15 protein-coding genes are annotated in these 17609 nt (G+C 61.6%); 9 read left to right on the top strand and 6 right to left on the bottom strand.

Going from position 1 to position 17609, the window contains the following annotated elements; genetic code table 11:
• Positions 1 to 24: 24 nt before the first annotated feature.
• The 3 genes from NKF26_RS19125 to NKF26_RS24485 all read right to left on the bottom strand — a co-directional run bounded on the left by NKF26_RS19125 (position 25) and on the right by NKF26_RS24485 (position 1314).
• Positions 25 to 219, bottom strand: coding sequence for a hypothetical protein (locus NKF26_RS19125; protein ID WP_253226276.1), 195 nt, complete (start codon positions 217 to 219; stop codon positions 25 to 27).
• A gap of 42 nt (positions 220 to 261) precedes the next feature.
• Positions 262 to 540, bottom strand: a complete 279-nt coding sequence (locus NKF26_RS19120) for a HalOD1 output domain-containing protein (RefSeq protein ID WP_253226275.1) — start codon at positions 538 to 540, stop codon at positions 262 to 264.
• A gap of 105 nt (positions 541 to 645) precedes the next feature.
• Positions 646 to 1314: a helix-turn-helix domain-containing protein gene (locus tag NKF26_RS24485; protein ID WP_253226274.1), complete on the bottom strand. Its 669-nt coding sequence runs from the start codon at positions 1312 to 1314 to the stop codon at positions 646 to 648.
• A 370-nt stretch (positions 1315 to 1684) separates the two neighbouring features.
• On the opposite strand from NKF26_RS24485, the gene NKF26_RS19110 reads away from it, so the two are divergent.
• Positions 1685 to 1858, top strand: coding sequence for a hypothetical protein (locus NKF26_RS19110; protein ID WP_253226273.1), 174 nt, complete (start codon positions 1685 to 1687; stop codon positions 1856 to 1858).
• A gap of 83 nt (positions 1859 to 1941) precedes the next feature.
• The gene (gene psmB / locus NKF26_RS19105) at positions 1942 to 2676 is read left to right on the top strand and encodes an archaeal proteasome endopeptidase complex subunit beta (RefSeq protein WP_066146544.1); all 735 of its coding nucleotides are present in this window, start codon (positions 1942 to 1944) and stop codon (positions 2674 to 2676) included.
• Here the strand turns inward: psmB and NKF26_RS19100 are convergent.
• Positions 2673 to 4175 carry a hypothetical protein gene (locus tag NKF26_RS19100; RefSeq protein ID WP_253226272.1) on the bottom strand — a complete coding sequence of 501 codons (1503 nt, stop codon included), beginning with the start codon at positions 4173 to 4175 and terminating at the stop codon, positions 2673 to 2675. The genes psmB and NKF26_RS19100 overlap by 4 nt on opposite strands.
• A gap of 278 nt (positions 4176 to 4453) precedes the next feature.
• Between NKF26_RS19100 and ligA the strand changes: the two genes are divergently transcribed.
• The 4 genes from ligA (at position 4454) to NKF26_RS19080 (ending at position 8502) form a co-directional block, all read left to right on the top strand.
• A complete protein-coding gene (gene ligA, locus NKF26_RS19095) occupies positions 4454 to 6100 on the top strand; it encodes an ATP-dependent DNA ligase LigA (protein ID WP_253226271.1) in 1647 nt (548 codons plus the stop codon).
• A 97-nt stretch (positions 6101 to 6197) separates the two neighbouring features.
• Positions 6198 to 6566, top strand: a complete 369-nt coding sequence (locus tag NKF26_RS19090; RefSeq protein WP_253226270.1) for a YkvA family protein — start codon at positions 6198 to 6200, stop codon at positions 6564 to 6566.
• Between the two features lie 83 nt (positions 6567 to 6649).
• Entirely contained in the window at positions 6650 to 7399 is a 750-nt protein-coding gene (locus tag NKF26_RS19085; protein ID WP_253226269.1) for an MBL fold metallo-hydrolase, read from the top strand.
• Positions 7400 to 7491: 92 nt separating this feature from the next.
• Entirely contained in the window at positions 7492 to 8502 is a 1011-nt protein-coding gene (locus NKF26_RS19080) for a zinc-ribbon domain-containing protein (RefSeq protein ID WP_253234742.1), read from the top strand.
• Positions 8503 to 8659: 157 nt separating this feature from the next.
• Here the strand turns inward: NKF26_RS19080 and NKF26_RS19075 are convergent, their stop codons facing one another.
• Entirely contained in the window at positions 8660 to 9751 is a 1092-nt protein-coding gene (locus tag NKF26_RS19075; protein ID WP_253226266.1) for a DNA topoisomerase IV subunit A, read from the bottom strand.
• The gene (locus NKF26_RS19070) at positions 9748 to 12165 is read right to left on the bottom strand and encodes a DNA topoisomerase VI subunit B (RefSeq protein WP_253226265.1); all 2418 of its coding nucleotides are present in this window, start codon (positions 12163 to 12165) and stop codon (positions 9748 to 9750) included. The genes NKF26_RS19075 and NKF26_RS19070 overlap by 4 nt, the downstream gene beginning before the upstream one ends.
• A 244-nt stretch (positions 12166 to 12409) precedes the next feature.
• Between NKF26_RS19070 and NKF26_RS19065 the strand changes: the two genes are divergently transcribed.
• The 3 genes from NKF26_RS19065 to gyrA all read left to right on the top strand — a co-directional run bounded on the left by NKF26_RS19065 (position 12410) and on the right by gyrA (position 17600).
• On the top strand, positions 12410 to 13096 hold the full coding sequence (locus NKF26_RS19065; RefSeq protein ID WP_253226264.1) for a hypothetical protein: 687 nt from the start codon (positions 12410 to 12412) through the stop codon (positions 13094 to 13096).
• Positions 13097 to 13197: 101 nt separating this feature from the next.
• Entirely contained in the window at positions 13198 to 15114 is a 1917-nt protein-coding gene (gene gyrB / locus NKF26_RS19060; protein WP_253234741.1) for a DNA topoisomerase (ATP-hydrolyzing) subunit B, read from the top strand.
• Positions 15111 to 17600 (top strand): DNA gyrase subunit A, encoded by a 2490-nt coding sequence (gyrA, locus tag NKF26_RS19055; RefSeq protein WP_253226262.1) that lies wholly within the window; start codon positions 15111 to 15113, stop codon positions 17598 to 17600. Before gyrB ends, gyrA begins: the two co-directional genes overlap by 4 nt.
• The last annotated feature ends 9 nt before the right edge of the window (positions 17601 to 17609 follow it).

Genomic DNA, 17609 nt, shown 5'->3' with positions numbered 1-17609 from the left:
TCCGGTGTCGGTTCCCGTTTCGTTTTACTGGCCCGAGTGGTGCTCCCTGATGGTTCGAATCTGTTCGTACGGGAAGAAGTTCCGTCCACCTTTCCGCCGAATCCAGATACCCGTCTCGTAGAAATCTACGTCCGTCGCTGCGACGGGTGACACTATGTTCTGTTCCCCACCCCGTTTGCCAGTCGGCACGAGGTACACGTCGTACTCGTTGTCAGGCATGAGGGGGCTGACAACGGATAGCAGCAAAAGCGTACTGGCACACTATCGAGCGTCGTAGATGACGACGCGACCGTTCTCTTCGACGGCGATGGAGAATTCCCTGTGGCGGAACTCCACCCGTGTCGGAACGTCCTTCCCGGATCGTCGGTCGAACAAATCCTCCAGCGCATCGGGATCGATACTCTCGTACAGCGGTTTTATCTCCGTCGAACTGTCCCCGACGACTTCGGAGATCGCGTCGATAACGGTTTCCGCGATCCGTCCATCACCGTGGTTCGCTTCGTTGAGAATCGGTCCGTGGCCGTCCGAATCCCGACACATGTCAGATACCTCCCGGCATCCGTACACAAAACGATATGGCCCACATCCTCTGGTTGAAGGTGAAGTAGTAAGGGAATTCTTGGGGTTTAGTGGTTCTCACTTTTATTACCCCTCGGAAATATCGCTCGGACCGGTCCGGGGGAACAGCGTCGCACCGAGCATTCGCTCCAAGCCACGCCTGAGGCGTCCCGAGGCGGCCTGCGGGGAGATGTCGAGCGTCTCGGCGAGTTCCGAGAGCGACGTTTCCCGCGGGACGCGGAAGTAACCGGACGCGAACGCCGTTGCGAGCGCTTCGCGTTGCTCGTCGGTCAATCCGTACTGTTTTGCCGGGAACTCGTCCACGGTGTAGATCCGGCGAACTTCGTACGTTATCGAGCGGTCGTCGCAAGCCTCCCGAAACTTCGTCGTCGATTCGTGATCCGGGAATCGGATTCGGAACAGCCAGCCATCGTCGTTCCCGACGGCATCGAGCAGCGTCAAATCCCCTTCGGTCAGGATTCCGTGAATTCCGTCCGTTGCGCTCGCCCAAACGACTCGACAGAGGGCACCGTTCTCGGTTCTGCTGAGAACCTCCATGGAATCGATGGGTGACTGATCGAACGCGACGGTATCGAGAAACGCCGGCTCGGCGGTCGCGACCCAGACGAAGGGAATCGAGTACTCCCGTGTCGGAACGATTTGTTCCAGTTCGATTCGAACGTCGGAACGATACTGGAACAACTCGTGAAGTGCGAATTCCTCGCGTGGGAGTCGAAGGTCGACGACGACGTTCACGGATAGCTATTGGTGGGCATACGCGTCAATCCTTTCGGCTAGCTGGATGACAGTATGAGCGCTGGTTTCATGGGGTGGTGTGTGGTTTCAGGAGGTGGTGTGCACGGTGTTCACGCGCAGCGTGGGGGCAAAATCGGAACGATATCGCGCATGAGACGATAATGATCCTCATAACTTACGCATATTGACGACGTTGGAATGGCGTGGCCATCGTGGTCCCCCGGAACGAATTCGTCTATAATTGTGCACTACACAAGTGCGTTTGAATCGATAGACGGCGGAGCCCTGATCGGGGTGTATAAATCGTTATGAATCTTCCAGAGCAATAACGAATTTATAGGGGTGCGGCTCAGGGACGGGTGAAGTTGCAATGTTCGCACCGATACGACGCGCGACACTGTTTGCCCTGTACCAGATGAGCGTATTCGCCGGAATCTGTCTGCTTCCGGTCGCCCTCGTCGCTCGACGTGCAGGTGTTCCGTTCCCGATGCACCGAATAATGGCCTCCCTCGAAAAGACCTACGAGAACACCAAGCGCGCATAATCGAAACCGGCGGTTCGTTTTTCTCCGGCAGTCACACCCCGGAAGGGTTGGTTTTATCAGTGCTGACGGACTACGGTCGGGTAATGCGTACTCCAATGCACGGTTCCGACTTCTCGCGTAATCTGGAGCGTTTCGGCGGCAACGACACCAGCCCGTACGAGCCGGAAATCGGTTCGCTCCCCGAGAACAACTTCTCGAAGGACGATATGAAAAACGTCAACAAAACCGGGACGACCACCATCGGTCTCACGACCGGCGAGGGCGTCGTCATGGCGACGGACATGCGCGCCAGCCTCGGCGGTCGCTTCGTCTCCAACAAGAACGTCCAGAAGGTCGAACAGATCCACCCGACGGCCGCACTGACGATGGCCGGGTCGGTCGGTGGTGCACAGTCGTTCATCCGAACGATGCGCATCGAATCCAACCTCTACGAGTCCCGACGCGGCGAGCAGATGAGCATGCAGGCCCTCTCGACGCTCGCGGGCAACATGCTCCGTAGCGGCCCGTTCTTCATGGTTTCGCCCATCCTCGGCGGTATCGACGAGGAAGGCGCACACATCTACAGCCTCGACCCCGCCGGTGGCGTCATGGCCGACGACTACACCGTCACGGGTAGCGGGATGCAACTCGCCTACGGTGTCCTCGAACAGGATTACGAGGAAGGTCTCTCGAACGAGGAAGCGAAGGCCGTCGCCGCACGCGGTATCAAGAGCGCCGTCGAGCGCGACACCGGCAGCGGCAACGGTGTCTTCCTCGCCGAGATCACCGAGGAAGGCGTCGATATCACCGGGCACAAGGACTTCGACGAGGTCCTCTAATTCCAGTCGGTAAAGCTACCGTCGAGTAACGTCTCTTTCTGTTGGTCGATGTAGGCGCGTTGCATACCCGAGATAGCATCCTCCAGCGACTCGCCATCCTCCAGCCGTTCTTTTACCTCCCGTTTCTTCCAGTCCGCGGGCGTCACACGGTGGCGCGCGCGCTGTCGGAGCGGGTAGAGGTATTTCGCCGCCTGTTCGTCCGACAATCCCCGCGCTTGCAGACCGTCCTTCGCGTGGGCGAACAAGTCGCTGAACAACTCGTCCGTCTCCGTCGTCTCCTCGCCGGAATTCGTGATCCAATAGAGGTCGGCGTCGAGTCCGTCGCGCATGGCGGCGTAGAAGTTGTCCCGTGCGACGACCCAATCCAGGTGGTGTACCGGATGCTCCCGGCGGAACGTGCTCTCCAACAGGCCCGCGAACGCCGCCTGAAACGCGATGGAGTCGCGGACCGTCGGTTGCGCGGCGATGGGGCGAAACTCGATGCGCGCGTTCGCGTCGGCGCGCGTGGACCCGCCGAACACCGGACGAACCCACCGCCAGTAAGTGCCGTGTTTCAACCGGAAATGCGCGAACTCGTCGTCGAAGCGGTCCGAGCGGGAGACGGGCATCGGCACGATGGTGCGGTCGTCGACCACGTCGTCGATAGCGTCCGCCGCCGATTCGAGGTCGTCCGGGAATCGAACTTTGCCGGGGTCGTCGGCGTTCAACACCGACTCGAAGACGTGGATGCGGTTTTCCATCCACGCCTCGTCCACGATCTCCTCGGCTGGCGCGTCTTCGTACAGATCCGGCGGGAAGAAGGGCGAGTTGACGCTGAGGGCCAACAGCGGGGCCGCGATACGGGTCGCGTACTCGAAGTACGTCGGCAGGTCGCGGGCGTGTGGCACCTGGTAGTGGGGCTGGATGGACGTGATGAGGCTCTCGGGCATCACCGTCTTCGAGGTCAACGAGACGTGCGGCGCGTCGAGTTCCATCCCGACGGCCTCCCCCGTGTTCGCCATCGCGTGATACCGCACCGAGTTGCTCATGTTCGCCGCTATTTGAACCCCGTCGTCCTCGACGCCGTCGGTGAGATACCGTCTCGCCGTCTCGCCGGTCGGCGGAATCGTCCAGAGACCATCGCTCACGAGGCGCATCCCTTCGGCTCCAGCCCGGTCTTCGGCCGCGGAGAGGCGGGCTTTCACCTCGGATTCCTGTGCCGCCAGCCCGTACTCGTTCAGCGGCTGAGGACTCGTAGACATCTCGGCGTTGTGCAGGCCGAGTTCCTTCTCGAAGCCGATGAGCGACAGGAGCCTGCGCGGAACCCGCGAGAGCGCCTTCGTCTCACCGTCCACGGCGTAGAACTCGTACTCGAACCCGACGATGGCCTGCGGGTTGTCGAACGTGCCGTCCTCCAGTTCCCGTTTGATGACCTCTGCGTCCTCCTCGACACGAGCCTGAAACTCCTCCCTGTCTACCGTCAACACGTCTTTCACCTGCGACGCAAGGTCCGAAGTCATGCGAGGGGGTGTGCGGTCCAGACGCTTCAATCCACGGGCTTTCTCGTCGTGATGGTGAGTGAACTATCGTGTTGATTTGGTTCTGCTGTGCGTGCAAGTGTCGGGGGAGATAACGCTACGGTGAAGTGGTACTTCCGCCGTGATTTCGATTCACTCCTAATTCTCTCGAACGCACCCATCACGAAAGAAGACGAGGTCAGTCAGAACCATTCTAGCCGCCGTCGTCCCCCGAAATCGAAAGCCGTGTGCTTAACTCCGACCGAGAATAACGCCCGATAATGGAGTTCGCGGCATTCGCCGAGGTGGCCGGGGAGATCGAGGAGTTGAGTGCGGATACCGACATCATCGACGCGGTGACCGACCTCCTCTCGTCGGCGAACGACGACCTGGACATGCTGGCGCGGTTCGTACAGGGGCGGGTGTTTCCGGCGTGGGATTCGACGACGCTGGACATCGGCCCGAACCTGTGTTACACGGCTATCGCCCGTGCCGCCGGACAGAACGTCTCGGCGGACGACGTCGAGGACCGACTCGCCGAGTTGGGGGACATCGGCGCGGTTGCGGCGAGTTACGATTTTGGGGGGCAACGGGGACTCGCGGCGTTCGGTGCCGGGCAGGACGAACTGACCGTCGCGGAGGTGGCGAACGAACTCGACGCGCTCGCCACGACCGAGGGGTCGGGCAGTCAGGACACGAAAATCGACATCCTGTTCGGGCTGTTCAACCGCACCGATTCCGACGAAGCCCGATATCTGGCCCGCCTCGTCCTCTCGGAGATGCGGATCGGCGTCGGCCAGGGGACGGTTCGGGACGCCATCGCGGCGGCATTCGACGTGCCGGTCGAGTCGGTTCAACGCGCCCTTCAGGTGTCGAACGACTACGGACGAGTGGCCCGAGTCGCCCGCGACGAGGGCGAATCCGGGCTCGATGAGCTACAACTCGAAGTCGGGCGACCGGTGCAGGCGATGCTCGCGCAGGCGGGCACCGTCACGGACGCACTGGAGGATTGGGAGCGGGCGGGCGTCGAGTGGAAGTTCGACGGCGCGCGGGTGCAACTGCACTACGACGGCGAGGAGGTTCGGATCTTCTCTCGAAACATGGAGGAGGTGACGAACCCGTTGCCCGAAATCGTGGAGTACGCGGAGGAGAACCTCACCGCTCCGGCCATCGTGGACGGCGAAGTCGTGGCGATGGCGGACGGCGAACCGCTGCCGTTTCAGGAGGTCCTCCGGCGGTTCCGACGCAAGCACGACGTGGCGCGTGCCCGCGAGGAGGTCGCCGTCGAACTCCGGGCGTTCGACTGCCTCCACGCCGACGGCGAGGACCTGTTGACCGCGCCGCTCACCGAGCGCCACGACCGGCTTCAAGTGATTCTCTCCGGCGGGGTGTCTTCGCTCACCGTCACGGGCGACGAGGACGAAATCGTGGCCATCGAGGAGAACGCGCTCGATGCGGGTCACGAGGGCATCATGCTCAAGAACCCCGATTCGACGTACTCGCCGGGTCGTCGCGGGAAGAACTGGCGGAAACGAAAGCCCGACGTGGAGACGGTGGACCTCGTCGTCACCGGCGCGGAGTGGGGCGAGGGTCGCCGGGCGAGTTTCCTCGGGACGTTCCTGCTCTCGGCACGAACCGAAAACGATGAATTCGAAACCCTCGGCAAAGTCGCCACCGGAATCACGGACGAGGAACTAGCCGAACTGACCGAACTGCTCGAACCGCACATCGCCACGCAGGACGGGCAGGTCGTTGACCTCTCCCCGGAAGTCGTCTTCGAGGTGGGTTACGAGGAAATCCAGCAGTCTCCGACCTACTCGTCCGGGTTCGCGCTTCGGTTCCCGCGGTTCCTCGGCGTGCGTGACGACAAGACGCCCGAGTCCGCCGATTCGTTGGAACGAATCGAGCGGCTGGCTGAGATGCAGTAACGGCCGAACTCGCGTTCCGAGGACGCGACGTTTCGCTCGACCTGCGCACCGTCCCCGAGCGGAACGATTACTTTCGTCACTCACGACCACCCAAACGATGCCGAACTGGCGCGACCGGGCCCGTGACCTCCGACGCGAAGTCACGGCGCTGGCGATTGCTGGCCGTGACCCCAGGACGCCGTGGTACTCGAAGGTTATCGTTCTCGTGACGGTCGGACTTGCCGTCAGCCCCATCGACCCGATTCCGGACTTCATTCCCGTCCTCGGCTACGCGGACGACGTGGTGTTCATCCCCCTTGGCGTGTACCTCGCTCGGCGGGGCATCCCCGACGACGTGATGGCCGACGCGCGCCAGCAATCGAAGGATCGGGAGACGGAAGACGGCGTGGTTGGATGGATCACTGCCGTGTCGATCCTGCTGTTTTGGGTCGTCGTCGGAGTTCTACTCTGGTATTTCCTCGCCTAACTGGCATCCCTCGGCCGATCGGACCGCCACCGACGATCTCCGCCATCCGAATCCTTTTTTCGGAACCCCGCCTACCGAATCCCATGACTGTACGACATGACGGACTGACGGTGGACTGGTTCGGCTACGCGACCGTGCGTCTCGAAACCGACGACGGGTTCGTCGCGTATATCGACCCCGGACGGTACGGGGTTCTGACCGGTGAATGGGAACCGGACAGCCCCGACGCCGCCCACCCTGAACCGGTGGATTATCGAGCGAAGGACGGGGACGTCGTCTTCGTCACGCACGATCACCACTACGATTCGGACGGCATCGAGCGCGTCGCGGCGGACGACGCCACGCTCGTCGTCTACGACGGCGTGAACCCGGACGGGATCGACCGTGACGTGAAACCGCTCTCCGAACTGCCCTACGACGTCGTTCGAATCGGCGAGGAGGACCACGTAACGGTCGGTCCCTGTGGTGCGTGGTCGGTTCCGGCGTACAACGAGGAAGGCGGCCCACACGTCCAACACAACGGTGAGCCAGTGCATCCGAAAGGGTTCGGCGTCGGCTACCTGCTGTCGCTCGCCGGAACGACCGTCTTCTGGCCCGGGGACTCCGACGTGTTGGACGGCCACCGTGAACTCGACGTGTCGCTGTTCTTGCCGCCCATTGGCAGGAGTTTCACGATGAACCGACACGCGGCGGCCGCGTTGGCCGCCGACCTCGACCCCGACCTCGTCGTCCCGATTCACTACAACACGTTCGCCGCGCTCGAAGCCGACTCGGCGGCGTTCGCCGAGGACGTCGAAGGACGCGGTATCGCGGTTGCGCTCGACGAGGAATAGGGAATCGTCCGGAACGATCCCCGTTCCGTTCACCAGTCCGAACCGTTCATCACAACACAATCTTCTTGAGTCGAGACGGGGTTGGTTCACACATGCGTTCCCGAAGTCCCTCCAACTTCTGTTCGCAGTGCGGTTCGTCGCTCTCCTCGAGCGATTCGTTCTGCTCCCAGTGCGGGAGTGCAGTCGATTCGGGTGGGAGCGATAGCTTTCGCTCACAGCATTCACGGCACACCCAGAACTCACGATACCCGCGAGACGACGGTTTTCGCCGCCGAATCGAGGACCTCACGGTCGAAGGCTGGGACGTAAAACAGGATTACGGCGACCGCGTCGTGATGATAAATCGCGGGTTCGGGTCGATTCCGCTCCACATCCTCCTCCTCATGTCCACCAGTGGCATCGGCAACTTGCTGTATGCGTGGTACTGCTACTCGCCGGGCGCGGAGCGAATCGAACTGCGCGAGGATGGCTCCGAGGAGTACTTCGAGGACGAGGGATTCTCCACCGACTGGACGGTCAAACGCGCCCTCGCGTTCGCCGTGAGCCTCGTCTTCGGTTCCCTCGGCGTCCTGTTCGGGTTGTTTCTCCTCCTGACCAACTGGGCCGGAGCGGGATTGGTCTTCGGCACTCTTTCCCTCCTGCTCGGCTTGTTCTTGCTCGTTCTCACACCGCAACACGTTCCCGGACTCAGGTCGCCGACGACGTTCGGTCGGGTTCGTTCGACGGACGAGAAGACGGTCTACGAACCGGCCACGCCATGCTCGGTGTGCGCCAAACCGGTCGGAAACGGCGTCGAGCGGAAGTATCACGAACGGAAGTACGTCGCAGGCGTCCCCGTGAAAACGGTGAACGAGGGAGAAAACCACTACTGTCGGTCGTGCGCTCGCGGTGACGTGGACCATCGCACCGAAACCGGATTCGGCGAGACGACCGAGAGAGAGAGAGAGAGAGTTCGTCTGATTTCGTTCGGCTCAGTCGGACAATCCGCCGTGCAGTGCATCGGCCACTGCGAACACGGCGAGACCGATGGCCGCAACTCCGGCGAACTGTGTCAGAAACGGGTTCGAGACGTGTATCGAGTAGTTGGTCAGCGCCCAGACTAACGCGAAAATCATCGCGCCGATACCGGTGAGCTTCAGGTTGAGCCAGTTCCCCATCGTCTCATTCGTACGTACCGGCCACCTATGAAACCAACCGTCGTTCAAGAATGGTTGACCGTGTCGCTGGGGAAACGAGGTCCGAAAAAGCGAATCGTCCCGATCAGATGATTCCCATGTCCGAAAGGCGTTCCGGGAGATAGGTGTCGGTCACGAAGTCAAGCCCGTGGGAGGCGAGTGCCTGCTGTTCGGACTTCTTTTCGATGTCGAGTTGGAGTTCGATCTGTTCCCGCCAGTAGTCGGTCTGATAGCGCGGGTCTTCGAGTTCGCTTTCGAGCGCGTTCTTGTCCGAATCGCTCAAGGGGTCGGTCGGCAGGTCGTACTCCACGATGTCCTTCGGTTGGATGCCGATGAACTTCGCCTCGGGCGTGGCGAGGTAGTCGCTCAGGTGTGCACTCTTGATGGAACCGTAGGCGACCGAACCGTAGATACGGTAACTCCACGGGTCACCGTCTGTAAATACGGTGACCGGTAGATCGAGTTCCTGGTGAAGTCGCTTGGTCAGGCGGCGGGTCGCCCGTGCGGGCTGACCGCCGAGGTGGACGATTATCGTGTTGTACTCCTCGTCGAACCCGTTCTCGACGAGTCGGTCGCGCATCCCACCGGTCTCGACACAGAGGACGAAATCGGCATCGTGGTCGAGGAACTCGATGGTGTCGGGATTGTTCGGAATCTGGTAGCCGCCCTGTCCCACGTCCTCTTGACAGTGAATATCGCGGTCGCCTCGATTCGTCTGCTCCCGGAGGAGCAGCGGTCCCATCACCTTCGCGCCGGACTCCTCGGGTCGCATGTGGAAGTCCTCGCGGGTGACGTTCGAGACGATCTCCAGGTCCTCGATGAGTTGGTTCGACTCGTCCTGGTTGGAAAACTGCGCCTCGTCGGCGTCCCACGACTCGGAGAGGTAGTACAACTCACGGAGGGTGGACGAGCGGTCTTCCTCCAACTGGTTCGCGAGGAAGTCGATAGTGTACACCGCTTTCAGGAGCTTTCTAGCCCCGCGGACGCTGTTCGCGCTCCGGGTGCTCTTCCGGTCGCCGTACACCCAGACGCGGTCGTCCTCGTCGTATTCGATGTTGCTCTTCGTCCGGGTCGGGATGGACATCTCCGGGATCTTCCCCCCCGCGAACTGGTCGTAGAACTCCGCGGCGAGGTCGATGAGTTTCTGCTGGGCTTCTTCGTTGGTGTCCGTGCTCATGTGTTGTTGGTCAATCGTTCGTCTTCGATTCCTTCGACCCTGACGGCGTCGAACGATACGTCATCGGCGACGTTGTATTCGAGAACGGATTCCTCACCGCTTTCGACGGTGGGTTCCCACGTCACGAACCACTCGCCATCCATCTCGACGGCGGTCGCGCCGTCCGAGAGGTTTTGGGGTTCGGCAGCCACGATTTCGGTCAGCTTCGGCGACTCGTTGGTCGAACCGTGGTTCTCCACGACGAGTTTGACGAGGTCGTCCTCGACCTCGCGTTCGACCAGCACGTTGTTCATGATACGCGCCAGCGAATCGCCGATTTCGAGCCGTTCCTGGCCGGTCATGGTCGAGAGCTTTTCGGCCATCTCCGGCAGGATGGTGGCGATGACGTTCTGTTTCTTCTGGCGCTTCTTGAGCGACTGGCGCTTGTTGAGGTACGATTTGAGTTCGCGGGCCGCCTCCCGAATCGCCAACTCGATCTCGTCCTCGATGGCGGGGACGTTCGCGATCGCGTCCTTCGACTCGCTCGTGAACGGGACGTTCGTGGACGCCACGTGCACCATGATGACGACCGGTCCGTTCGGGATGCCGCTGCCGCCGGGTTGATCGAGATTGTAGTTGCGCCAACCGATGGATTTCACCACGTCCGTCGTGGCACACGCACCGCGCTGGTACACCAGCGGCACGCGGTTCGCGAAGCGGAGCAGTTCGGCCGACCCTTCGGCTTGTAGTTCGCCACCGTAGGCGATACCGGCCTCCACGATGAACGGGTCGCCGCCGTGAACGTCGGCGTCACGGGTCGCGGCCGCGTAGAAGTCCGCGTCGTACTCCTTGCGGAGTCCGGCCTCCACGAGTTCCGCCGTGATCGGCGACAGGCAGTTGGTCGGCGGCGAGATGATGTCCGTCTCCTTCATCGCGTCGAGGAGTTCGCTCGCAGTGTCGCGGCTGTCGGCGACCGTCCGAACCTTCGGTACCTCGTCGGGGACGGTCACCATCGAGTTCCAAATGGCTTCGACGACGTTCTCGCGGGCCGTCTCGCCAATGGTCACCTCTTCACGTTCCTCGGTCATGTCGGCCGCACGGCCGACGTATTCGACGAGGCGGCTTTCCGTCGCTCGGTCGTGACCGTCCTCGCTCTCGAACTTCGCGGCGATTCGCTCCGCGAGGGCGCGAACCGTCTCGTCGTCCTTTCGAACGCTCGTCGCGTCGTCGGCGAGTTCGTACAGGTCGGTGACGCGGTCGTCGGAAATCGCGTCCCACGCCGCATCGAGCGCGTTTTCCTGGACCGTCTTGCCGAACGACGTTCCGAACTCCTCCTCGGTTTCGTCGGCGACGAGGGCGATGACCGCACGGAGTTCGTGATGCGAGATACGGTCGTTTTCGTCGACTCGCGTCACCACGTTCTCCGCGAAGGAAGCGGTGGCGTCGGCACCCTTGTTCGCGACGGCCTCCTCGATGGCCGATTCGAGGTCGACTTCCTCGTGTGCCTGCGGGGGTCGCCATGCCGCCTCGCGGCCAAAGTGGAGGTCGCGGAAGTTCTCGATGACGTTCTCGGCCGTCTTCTTTCCGACACGGGTGAACTCCTCCTGGAGGAAGCCCGAGATGCTGTGGGAGTCGGTCGCGCTGAGCATCTTCAGGAGCGTCCCGAGTTCGACGCCGTGTGGATGCGGGCGGATCTCCTCGGTTTCGGTGGGGAGGCTGGCCCCCTCGGCACGTTCGAACACCATCTCCTCCCCGTTCTCCATCCCGGGTTCCTCGAAGACGATCTTCGCGTGCGGGTTGACGACGGCGGTGTGTTTGATGTATCGGAGGAGTTGCTGGCGGGCGCGCATGTTCGCTTCCATCTCCAGTTCGATACGTGTGCCGTGCGTTCCGACGAGTTCGCGGCCGACCGGCGGCGTGTCGGATTCGGTCTGGATCTCGGGTTCGTTCTCGTCGGTGTCGATGATGAGTTCGAAGTAGCGCTGTCGGTCGCTCCCTTTCGGCTTACTCGTGATCTTCGCGGGTTTCCCGCTGGTCAATTGGGAGTAGAGGACGGCGGCGGAGATACCGATACCCTGCTGGCCACGGGACTGCTCGCGCTTGTGGAAGCGCGACCCGTAGAGCAGTTTCCCGAACACTTTCGGGATCTGCTCGCGGGTGATCCCCGGACCCTCATCCTCGACGATGAGACGATAGTAGTCGCCGACCTCCTCGATTTTCACGCGGACGAACGGCTTCAATCGGGCTTCTTCGGAGGCGTCGAGGGCGTTGTCGACCGCCTCTTTGACGGCGGTGACCATCCCCCGGGCACCGCTGTCGAAGCCGAGCATATGCTTGTTCTTCTCAAAGAACTCGGCGATGGAGATCTGTCGCTGGCTTTCGGCCAACTCTTCGGCGATCCCCTCGTCGCCGAGCGTAGACTGCATCGAAGGCATTCTTCGCCAGTATTTATCCGCGGGAACGTTAAAACTGCGCCGATGGTGCGGAGTGAAAGTGAAAGTGACCGCGGAGAGGCGGTTACGCCGTGATTTTCGACGGTTGGGGATTTCAGCGGGTGCGAAACGGGGATGTTTCGAGTCGCCCGGATGCGGTTTTCGTCGTTCGATTGTGGGGACCATCGGTCAAAGGGGCATTTGAGTCATCACCGTGATTTTGTCGGTGGAATGCGAGACGTTCCGTATGCATCGCCGACGATTCATCCTCGCGGGGGTGGCTTACACCGGTGCGTTTGCGGGGTGTCTCGGCCAGTCACCCGACACGTCGACTTCGTCGACCATGTCGGGTTCGACCGCCGCTGGTGCGACCGATGGGACGCGAACGACGGCGGCAAACTCGACTACCGAAACGACCCGAAACCAGGGTGTGACCACGACATCGTCCACATCGGGAACGGATCGCGTCGTCGCGGTGGCTGACGCCGGTTCGTTCGAAACCGGAGGTATCACCGGGTCGCTCTCGCTCCGGAAGTCGAAAATCACCGACGCGCATACCGCCGAACTGGTTCTCTCGCTCCGGAATCGGTCGTCGGAATCCGTGACCCTTTCGTACAATCGGCCGCGTGGGTTGGACCTCATTATCGGAACGAAATCGTCGGGAACTGCTCGGGTGTTGCTGGTCGGCGGGGGGACGAAGTGGACGCGGACAGATGGCTGTTGGCAACCCGACGCACGCGTGCTCGAACGAGGTGTTCCCGATCAGGAACGGTCGATCACGATTCTAGGTGGGGAGACGTGGAACAAAACGTGTCATCTGTGGAACCATCCCGAAAACACGTCCTGTCTCCCTCGGGGTACATACGAGTTTGCTCGTGTCTTCCGGCGAAACGACGCTAAATCGACGTGGCGGTTCTCACTTTCTCTCTCCTGAGTGGCGTGGGATAAATTCGGTGTGTCGGATAATTTTACTCTGCTCTACGCGCGCGTGCGTGAACTTTATCAGTGGTGCCTGCCTACTAAAAATCAGAATTTATGAGCGACGGAAATGAGTATAGTGCTGGGCAGATTCAAGTTCTCGAAGGGCTCGAAGCCGTTCGAAAACGCCCAGCGATGTATATCGGTTCTACCGACTCCCGTGGGTTACATCACCTCGTCTACGAAGTGGTGGACAACTCCATCGACGAGGCGTTAGCCGGATACTGTGACAGTATCGACGTAACGATCCACGAAGACGATTCGGTGAGTATCGCGGACGACGGACGTGGAATCCCCGTGGACCGCCACGAGGAGTACGACATGCCCGCATTGGAGGTCATCCTGACGGTCCTCCACGCTGGCGGGAAGTTCGACAACAAATCCTACCAGGTGTCCGGCGGTCTCCACGGCGTCGGCATCTCCGTGGTGAACGCCCTCTCGGAGAAGTTCGAAGTCGAAGTGAAGCGCGACGGTGCCGTCTGGCGACAGACGTTCAAGCGTGGCGACCCGGCGGGAGAGATGGAACGCGTCCGCGACATGCGTGACGACGAGGAGACGGGCACGTACCAGCGGTTCTGGCCCGACCGAGACATCTTCGAAACGACCGATTTCACCTACTCGACGCTCGAAAACCGCCTGCGAGAACTCGCGTTCCTCAACTCCGGCGTCGAAATCGTCCTCGACGACGAACGAGACGGGGAGAAACGCGACACGTTCCGCTACGACGGCGGTATCCGCGAGTTCGTTGAGTACCTGAACGAGACGAAAACCGCCCTCCACAACGACGTCATCTACTTCGAGGACGAAGCGGACAACATCCAAGTCGAAGTGGCGATGCAGGCCACCGACGAGTTGCAGGGGTCGATTCACGCGTTCGCGAACAACATCAACACCCGCGAAGGTGGCTCGCACCTGACCGGATTCAAGACCGCCCTCACGCGCGTCGTCAACGATTACGCCAACGATAACGACATGCTGGGCGACATCGACGAGAACCTCCGCGGCGAGGACATCCGCGAAGGGTTGACCGCCGTCATCTCCGTCAAACACCCCGACCCGCAGTTCGAGGGGCAGACCAAAACGAAACTCGGCAACAGCGAAGTCCGCGGTATCGTCGAGAGTGCCGTCCACGAGGGACTGTCGGTCTACTTCGAGGAACATCCGGACACTGCACAGGCAATCATCCGCAAGGCGGTCGAGGCCGCGAAGGCCCGCAAAGCCGCGAAGAAGGCCGAGGAACTCACGCGCCGCAAGAGCGCGCTCGAATCGAGCGCGCTCCCCGGCAAACTCGCGGACTGCCAGTCGCGCGACCCGAAGAAGTCCGAACTGTTCGTCGTGGAGGGTGACTCCGCGGGCGGGTCGGCAAAACAGGCCCGCGACCGGGAGTTCCAAGCCATCCTGCCGCTGTTCGGCAAGGTTCTCAACGTCGAGAAACACCGTCTCGACCGCGTGCTCGAAAACGAGAAGATCCGGAACTTCATCACGGCCATCGGCTCCGGCGTCGGCGAGGAGTTCGACATCGAGGAGACGCGCTACCACAAGATCATCATCATGACGGACGCGGACGTGGACGGGGCGCACATCAGGACGCTGTACCTGACGCTCCTCTACCGCTACATGCAACCGTTGCTCGAAGCGGGCTACGTCTACGCCGCCCAACCGCCGCTGTACCGGGTTCGATATCGCGGAAACACGTACGACGCGATGACCGAGGAGGAACGCGACCGCATCATCGAGGAGAAATGCGACGGGAACCCGTCGCAGGTCCAGCGGTTCAAGGGACTGGGCGAGATGAACCCCGAACAGTTGTGGGAGACCACGATGAACCCCGAGAACCGAATCCTCAAGCAGATAACCATCGAGGACGCCGCCGCGGCGGACAAGATGTTCTCGGTGCTGATGGGTGATTCCGTCGGCCCACGGAAACAGTTCATTCAGGACCACGCGACCGAAGCGGAGTGGGTGGATATATGAGCTCCGACACACCGGACCTGCCGGACGAAGTCGCGGAGAAAGTAAAGAGCGTCCGCGTCGAGGACGAGATGGAACAGAGCTACATCGACTACGCGATGTCCGTCATCGCGGGTCGTGCGCTCCCCGACGTTCGTGACGGGCTGAAGCCCGTCCACAAGCGCATTCTCTACGCGATGCACCGGTCGGGCGTGACGAGCAGCGCGAGTCACCGTAAATGCTCGAACATCGTCGGGGACACGATGGGTGACTTCCACCCGCACGGCGACCAGTCGATCTACGACGCACTCGCCCGGATGGCACAGGAGTTCTCCATGCGCTACCCGCTCATCGACGGGCAGGGGAACTTCGGTAGCGTGGACGGCGACCCGCCAGCGGCGATGCGGTACACCGAGGCTCGGATGGACTCGCTGTCTGAGGAGATGCTCGCCGACATCGAGATGGACACGGTGGAGTTCAAGCCGAACTACGACGGGCGCTTGCAGGAACCGGAAGTCCTCCCGTCGGCCGTCCCGAACCTCCTCATCAACGGTTCGTCCGGCATCGCGGTCGGGATGTCCACGAACATCCCGCCGCACAACCTGGGAGAAGTTATCGACGCGACGATCGAACTCATCGACAACCCCGACGCGACGATAGAGGACCTGATGGAGCACGTCAAGGGACCGGACTTCCCGACCGGCGCGAACATCGTCGGGCGTAACGACATCCACCAGGCCTACACGACCGGACGGGGACGCCTCCGCGTCCGCGCCGAGTACGAGGTACAGGACGACCGAATCGTTATCACGGAACTGCCGTTCCAGACGAACAAGGCGCGACTCATCCAGCGAATCGCCGACCACGTCAACGACGGCACTATCGAGGGAATCCGCGACCTGCGCGACGAGTCCGACCGCGACGGCATCCGCGTCGTGGTCGAACTCAAGCAGAACGCGATCCCGGAGGTCGTCGAGAACCAACTGCTGAACCACCGCCTCGAACGCACGTTCAGCATCATCTCGTTGGCGCTGGTCGACGGCCAGCCGAAAGTGCTGACGCTGAAGGAACTGCTCGAACACTACCTCGACCACCGGCGCGACGTGGTTCGACGGCGGAGCAAGCACGAACTCGGCGAAGCCGAGGAACGCGCTCACATCCTCAAAGGTCGGCTTCGAGCGCTCGAAAGTATCGACGATGTGGTCGACCTCATCCGCAACGCCGAGGACCGCGACGGCGCGCGGTCGGGCTTGCAGGAGACGTTCGACTTCTCCGAGAAGCAGGCCGAACACATCGTCCGGATGCAACTCGGCAGCCTCACCTCGCTCGAATCCGAGGAGATCGAGGCCGAATACGAGGACGTGACGGCGCGCATCGAGCGCCTCGAAACCATCCTCGGCGACGAGTCGGAGCTACTCGCCGTCATCAAGGACGAACTGCTGGAGATGAAGGAGAAGTACGCCGACGACCGGCGGACGAAAATCGTGGAGGACACGTCGGAGGTCACCCGCGAGGACCTCATCGCCGAGGAGGACGTGTTCGTCGTCGTCACCGAGCAGGATTACGTCAAACGAATGCCCATCGAGCGGTTCGACGCGCAGGGCCGCGGCGGCAAGGGTATCATCGGTGCGGACCTCAAAGAGGACGACAAGATTTCGAAGGTGTTCCGCGCGAACACCCACGACTACCTGCTCTGCTTCACGAATCACGGGCAGGTCTATCGCCTGAAGACCTACGAGATACCGGAGATGTCGCGCACGGCGCGCGGCAAATCCGCCGTCAACATCCTCGACTTGGGACGGGACGAGGACATCACCGCCGTCATCACGACGGACGAGTTCGAGGAGAACGAGTCGTTGAGTATGGTCACCGAACAGGGCTACGTCAAACGTACCACCGCGAAGGAGTTCGAGAACATCCGCTCGACCGGAAAAATCGCTGCACGGCTCGAAGACGGCGACAAACTCATGGACGTGAAAGTCACGGATGGCACGAAGGACCTGCTCATTTCCACGAAGAACGGGATGACCATTCGCTTCGACGAGACGGAAGCCCGCGAGATGGGTCGCAGCGCCCGCGGTGTTCACGGCATCAAACTCGACGACGACGACGAAGTCGTCGGGATGGTCGCCGCGAACGGCGACGTGGACGACCTGCTCACCGTCACCCGTCGCGGCTACGGGAAGCGGACGAAACTCGACGAGTACCGCTCCCAGTCGCGCAACGGCAAGGGCCTCATCGACATCAAGACCGGCGAGCGAAACGGGCCGGTCACCGAAATCAAGACCGTCATCGAGGACGACCACCTCGTAATGATGAGCGAGCGCGGTCAGATCATGCGCATTCGCGCGGCCGACATCTCGGAAGTCGGTCGGAACACGATGGGCGTCACCGTGATGGACGTGGACGAGGACGACCGCGTAGCGAGCGTGGACGTGATCCCCGCGGAAGCGGCGACGGCGGTTCCGGACGACGCGGAACCGATAGAAGACGACGCGGCCGACGAATAACGGTCGGTA

Source organism: Haladaptatus sp. AB618, from assembly GCF_024136965.1.
Classification (GTDB): domain Archaea; phylum Halobacteriota; class Halobacteria; order Halobacteriales; family Haladaptataceae; genus Haladaptatus.
The sequence above is the reverse complement of the archived record's forward strand: the minus strand, read 5'-3'. Positions and strand labels throughout refer to the sequence as shown.

What these genes read in the sequence shown, in the direction of transcription:
- NKF26_RS19125 (WP_253226276.1), bottom strand. Translation starts at nt 219, where the DNA reads ATGCCTGACAACGAGTACGACGTGTACCTCGTGCCGACTGGCAAACGG.
- gyrA (WP_253226262.1), top strand. Translation starts at nt 15,111, where the DNA reads ATGAGCTCCGACACACCGGACCTGCCGGACGAAGTCGCGGAGAAAGTA.
- NKF26_RS19075 (WP_253226266.1), bottom strand. Translation starts at nt 9,751, where the DNA reads ATGAGCACGGACACCAACGAAGAAGCCCAGCAGAAACTCATCGACCTC.
- NKF26_RS19080 (WP_253234742.1), top strand. Translation starts at nt 7,492, where the DNA reads ATGCGTTCCCGAAGTCCCTCCAACTTCTGTTCGCAGTGCGGTTCGTCG.
- NKF26_RS19120 (WP_253226275.1), bottom strand. Translation starts at nt 540, where the DNA reads ATGTGTCGGGATTCGGACGGCCACGGACCGATTCTCAACGAAGCGAAC.
- NKF26_RS19090 (WP_253226270.1), top strand. Translation starts at nt 6,198, where the DNA reads ATGCCGAACTGGCGCGACCGGGCCCGTGACCTCCGACGCGAAGTCACG.
- NKF26_RS19070 (WP_253226265.1), bottom strand. Translation starts at nt 12,165, where the DNA reads ATGCCTTCGATGCAGTCTACGCTCGGCGACGAGGGGATCGCCGAAGAG.
- NKF26_RS19110 (WP_253226273.1), top strand. Translation starts at nt 1,685, where the DNA reads ATGTTCGCACCGATACGACGCGCGACACTGTTTGCCCTGTACCAGATG.
- NKF26_RS19085 (WP_253226269.1), top strand. Translation starts at nt 6,650, where the DNA reads ATGACTGTACGACATGACGGACTGACGGTGGACTGGTTCGGCTACGCG.
- NKF26_RS19100 (WP_253226272.1), bottom strand. Translation starts at nt 4,175, where the DNA reads ATGACTTCGGACCTTGCGTCGCAGGTGAAAGACGTGTTGACGGTAGAC.
- psmB (WP_066146544.1), top strand. Translation starts at nt 1,942, where the DNA reads ATGCGTACTCCAATGCACGGTTCCGACTTCTCGCGTAATCTGGAGCGT.
- ligA (WP_253226271.1), top strand. Translation starts at nt 4,454, where the DNA reads ATGGAGTTCGCGGCATTCGCCGAGGTGGCCGGGGAGATCGAGGAGTTG.
- NKF26_RS19065 (WP_253226264.1), top strand. Translation starts at nt 12,410, where the DNA reads ATGCATCGCCGACGATTCATCCTCGCGGGGGTGGCTTACACCGGTGCG.
- gyrB (WP_253234741.1), top strand. Translation starts at nt 13,198, where the DNA reads ATGAGCGACGGAAATGAGTATAGTGCTGGGCAGATTCAAGTTCTCGAA.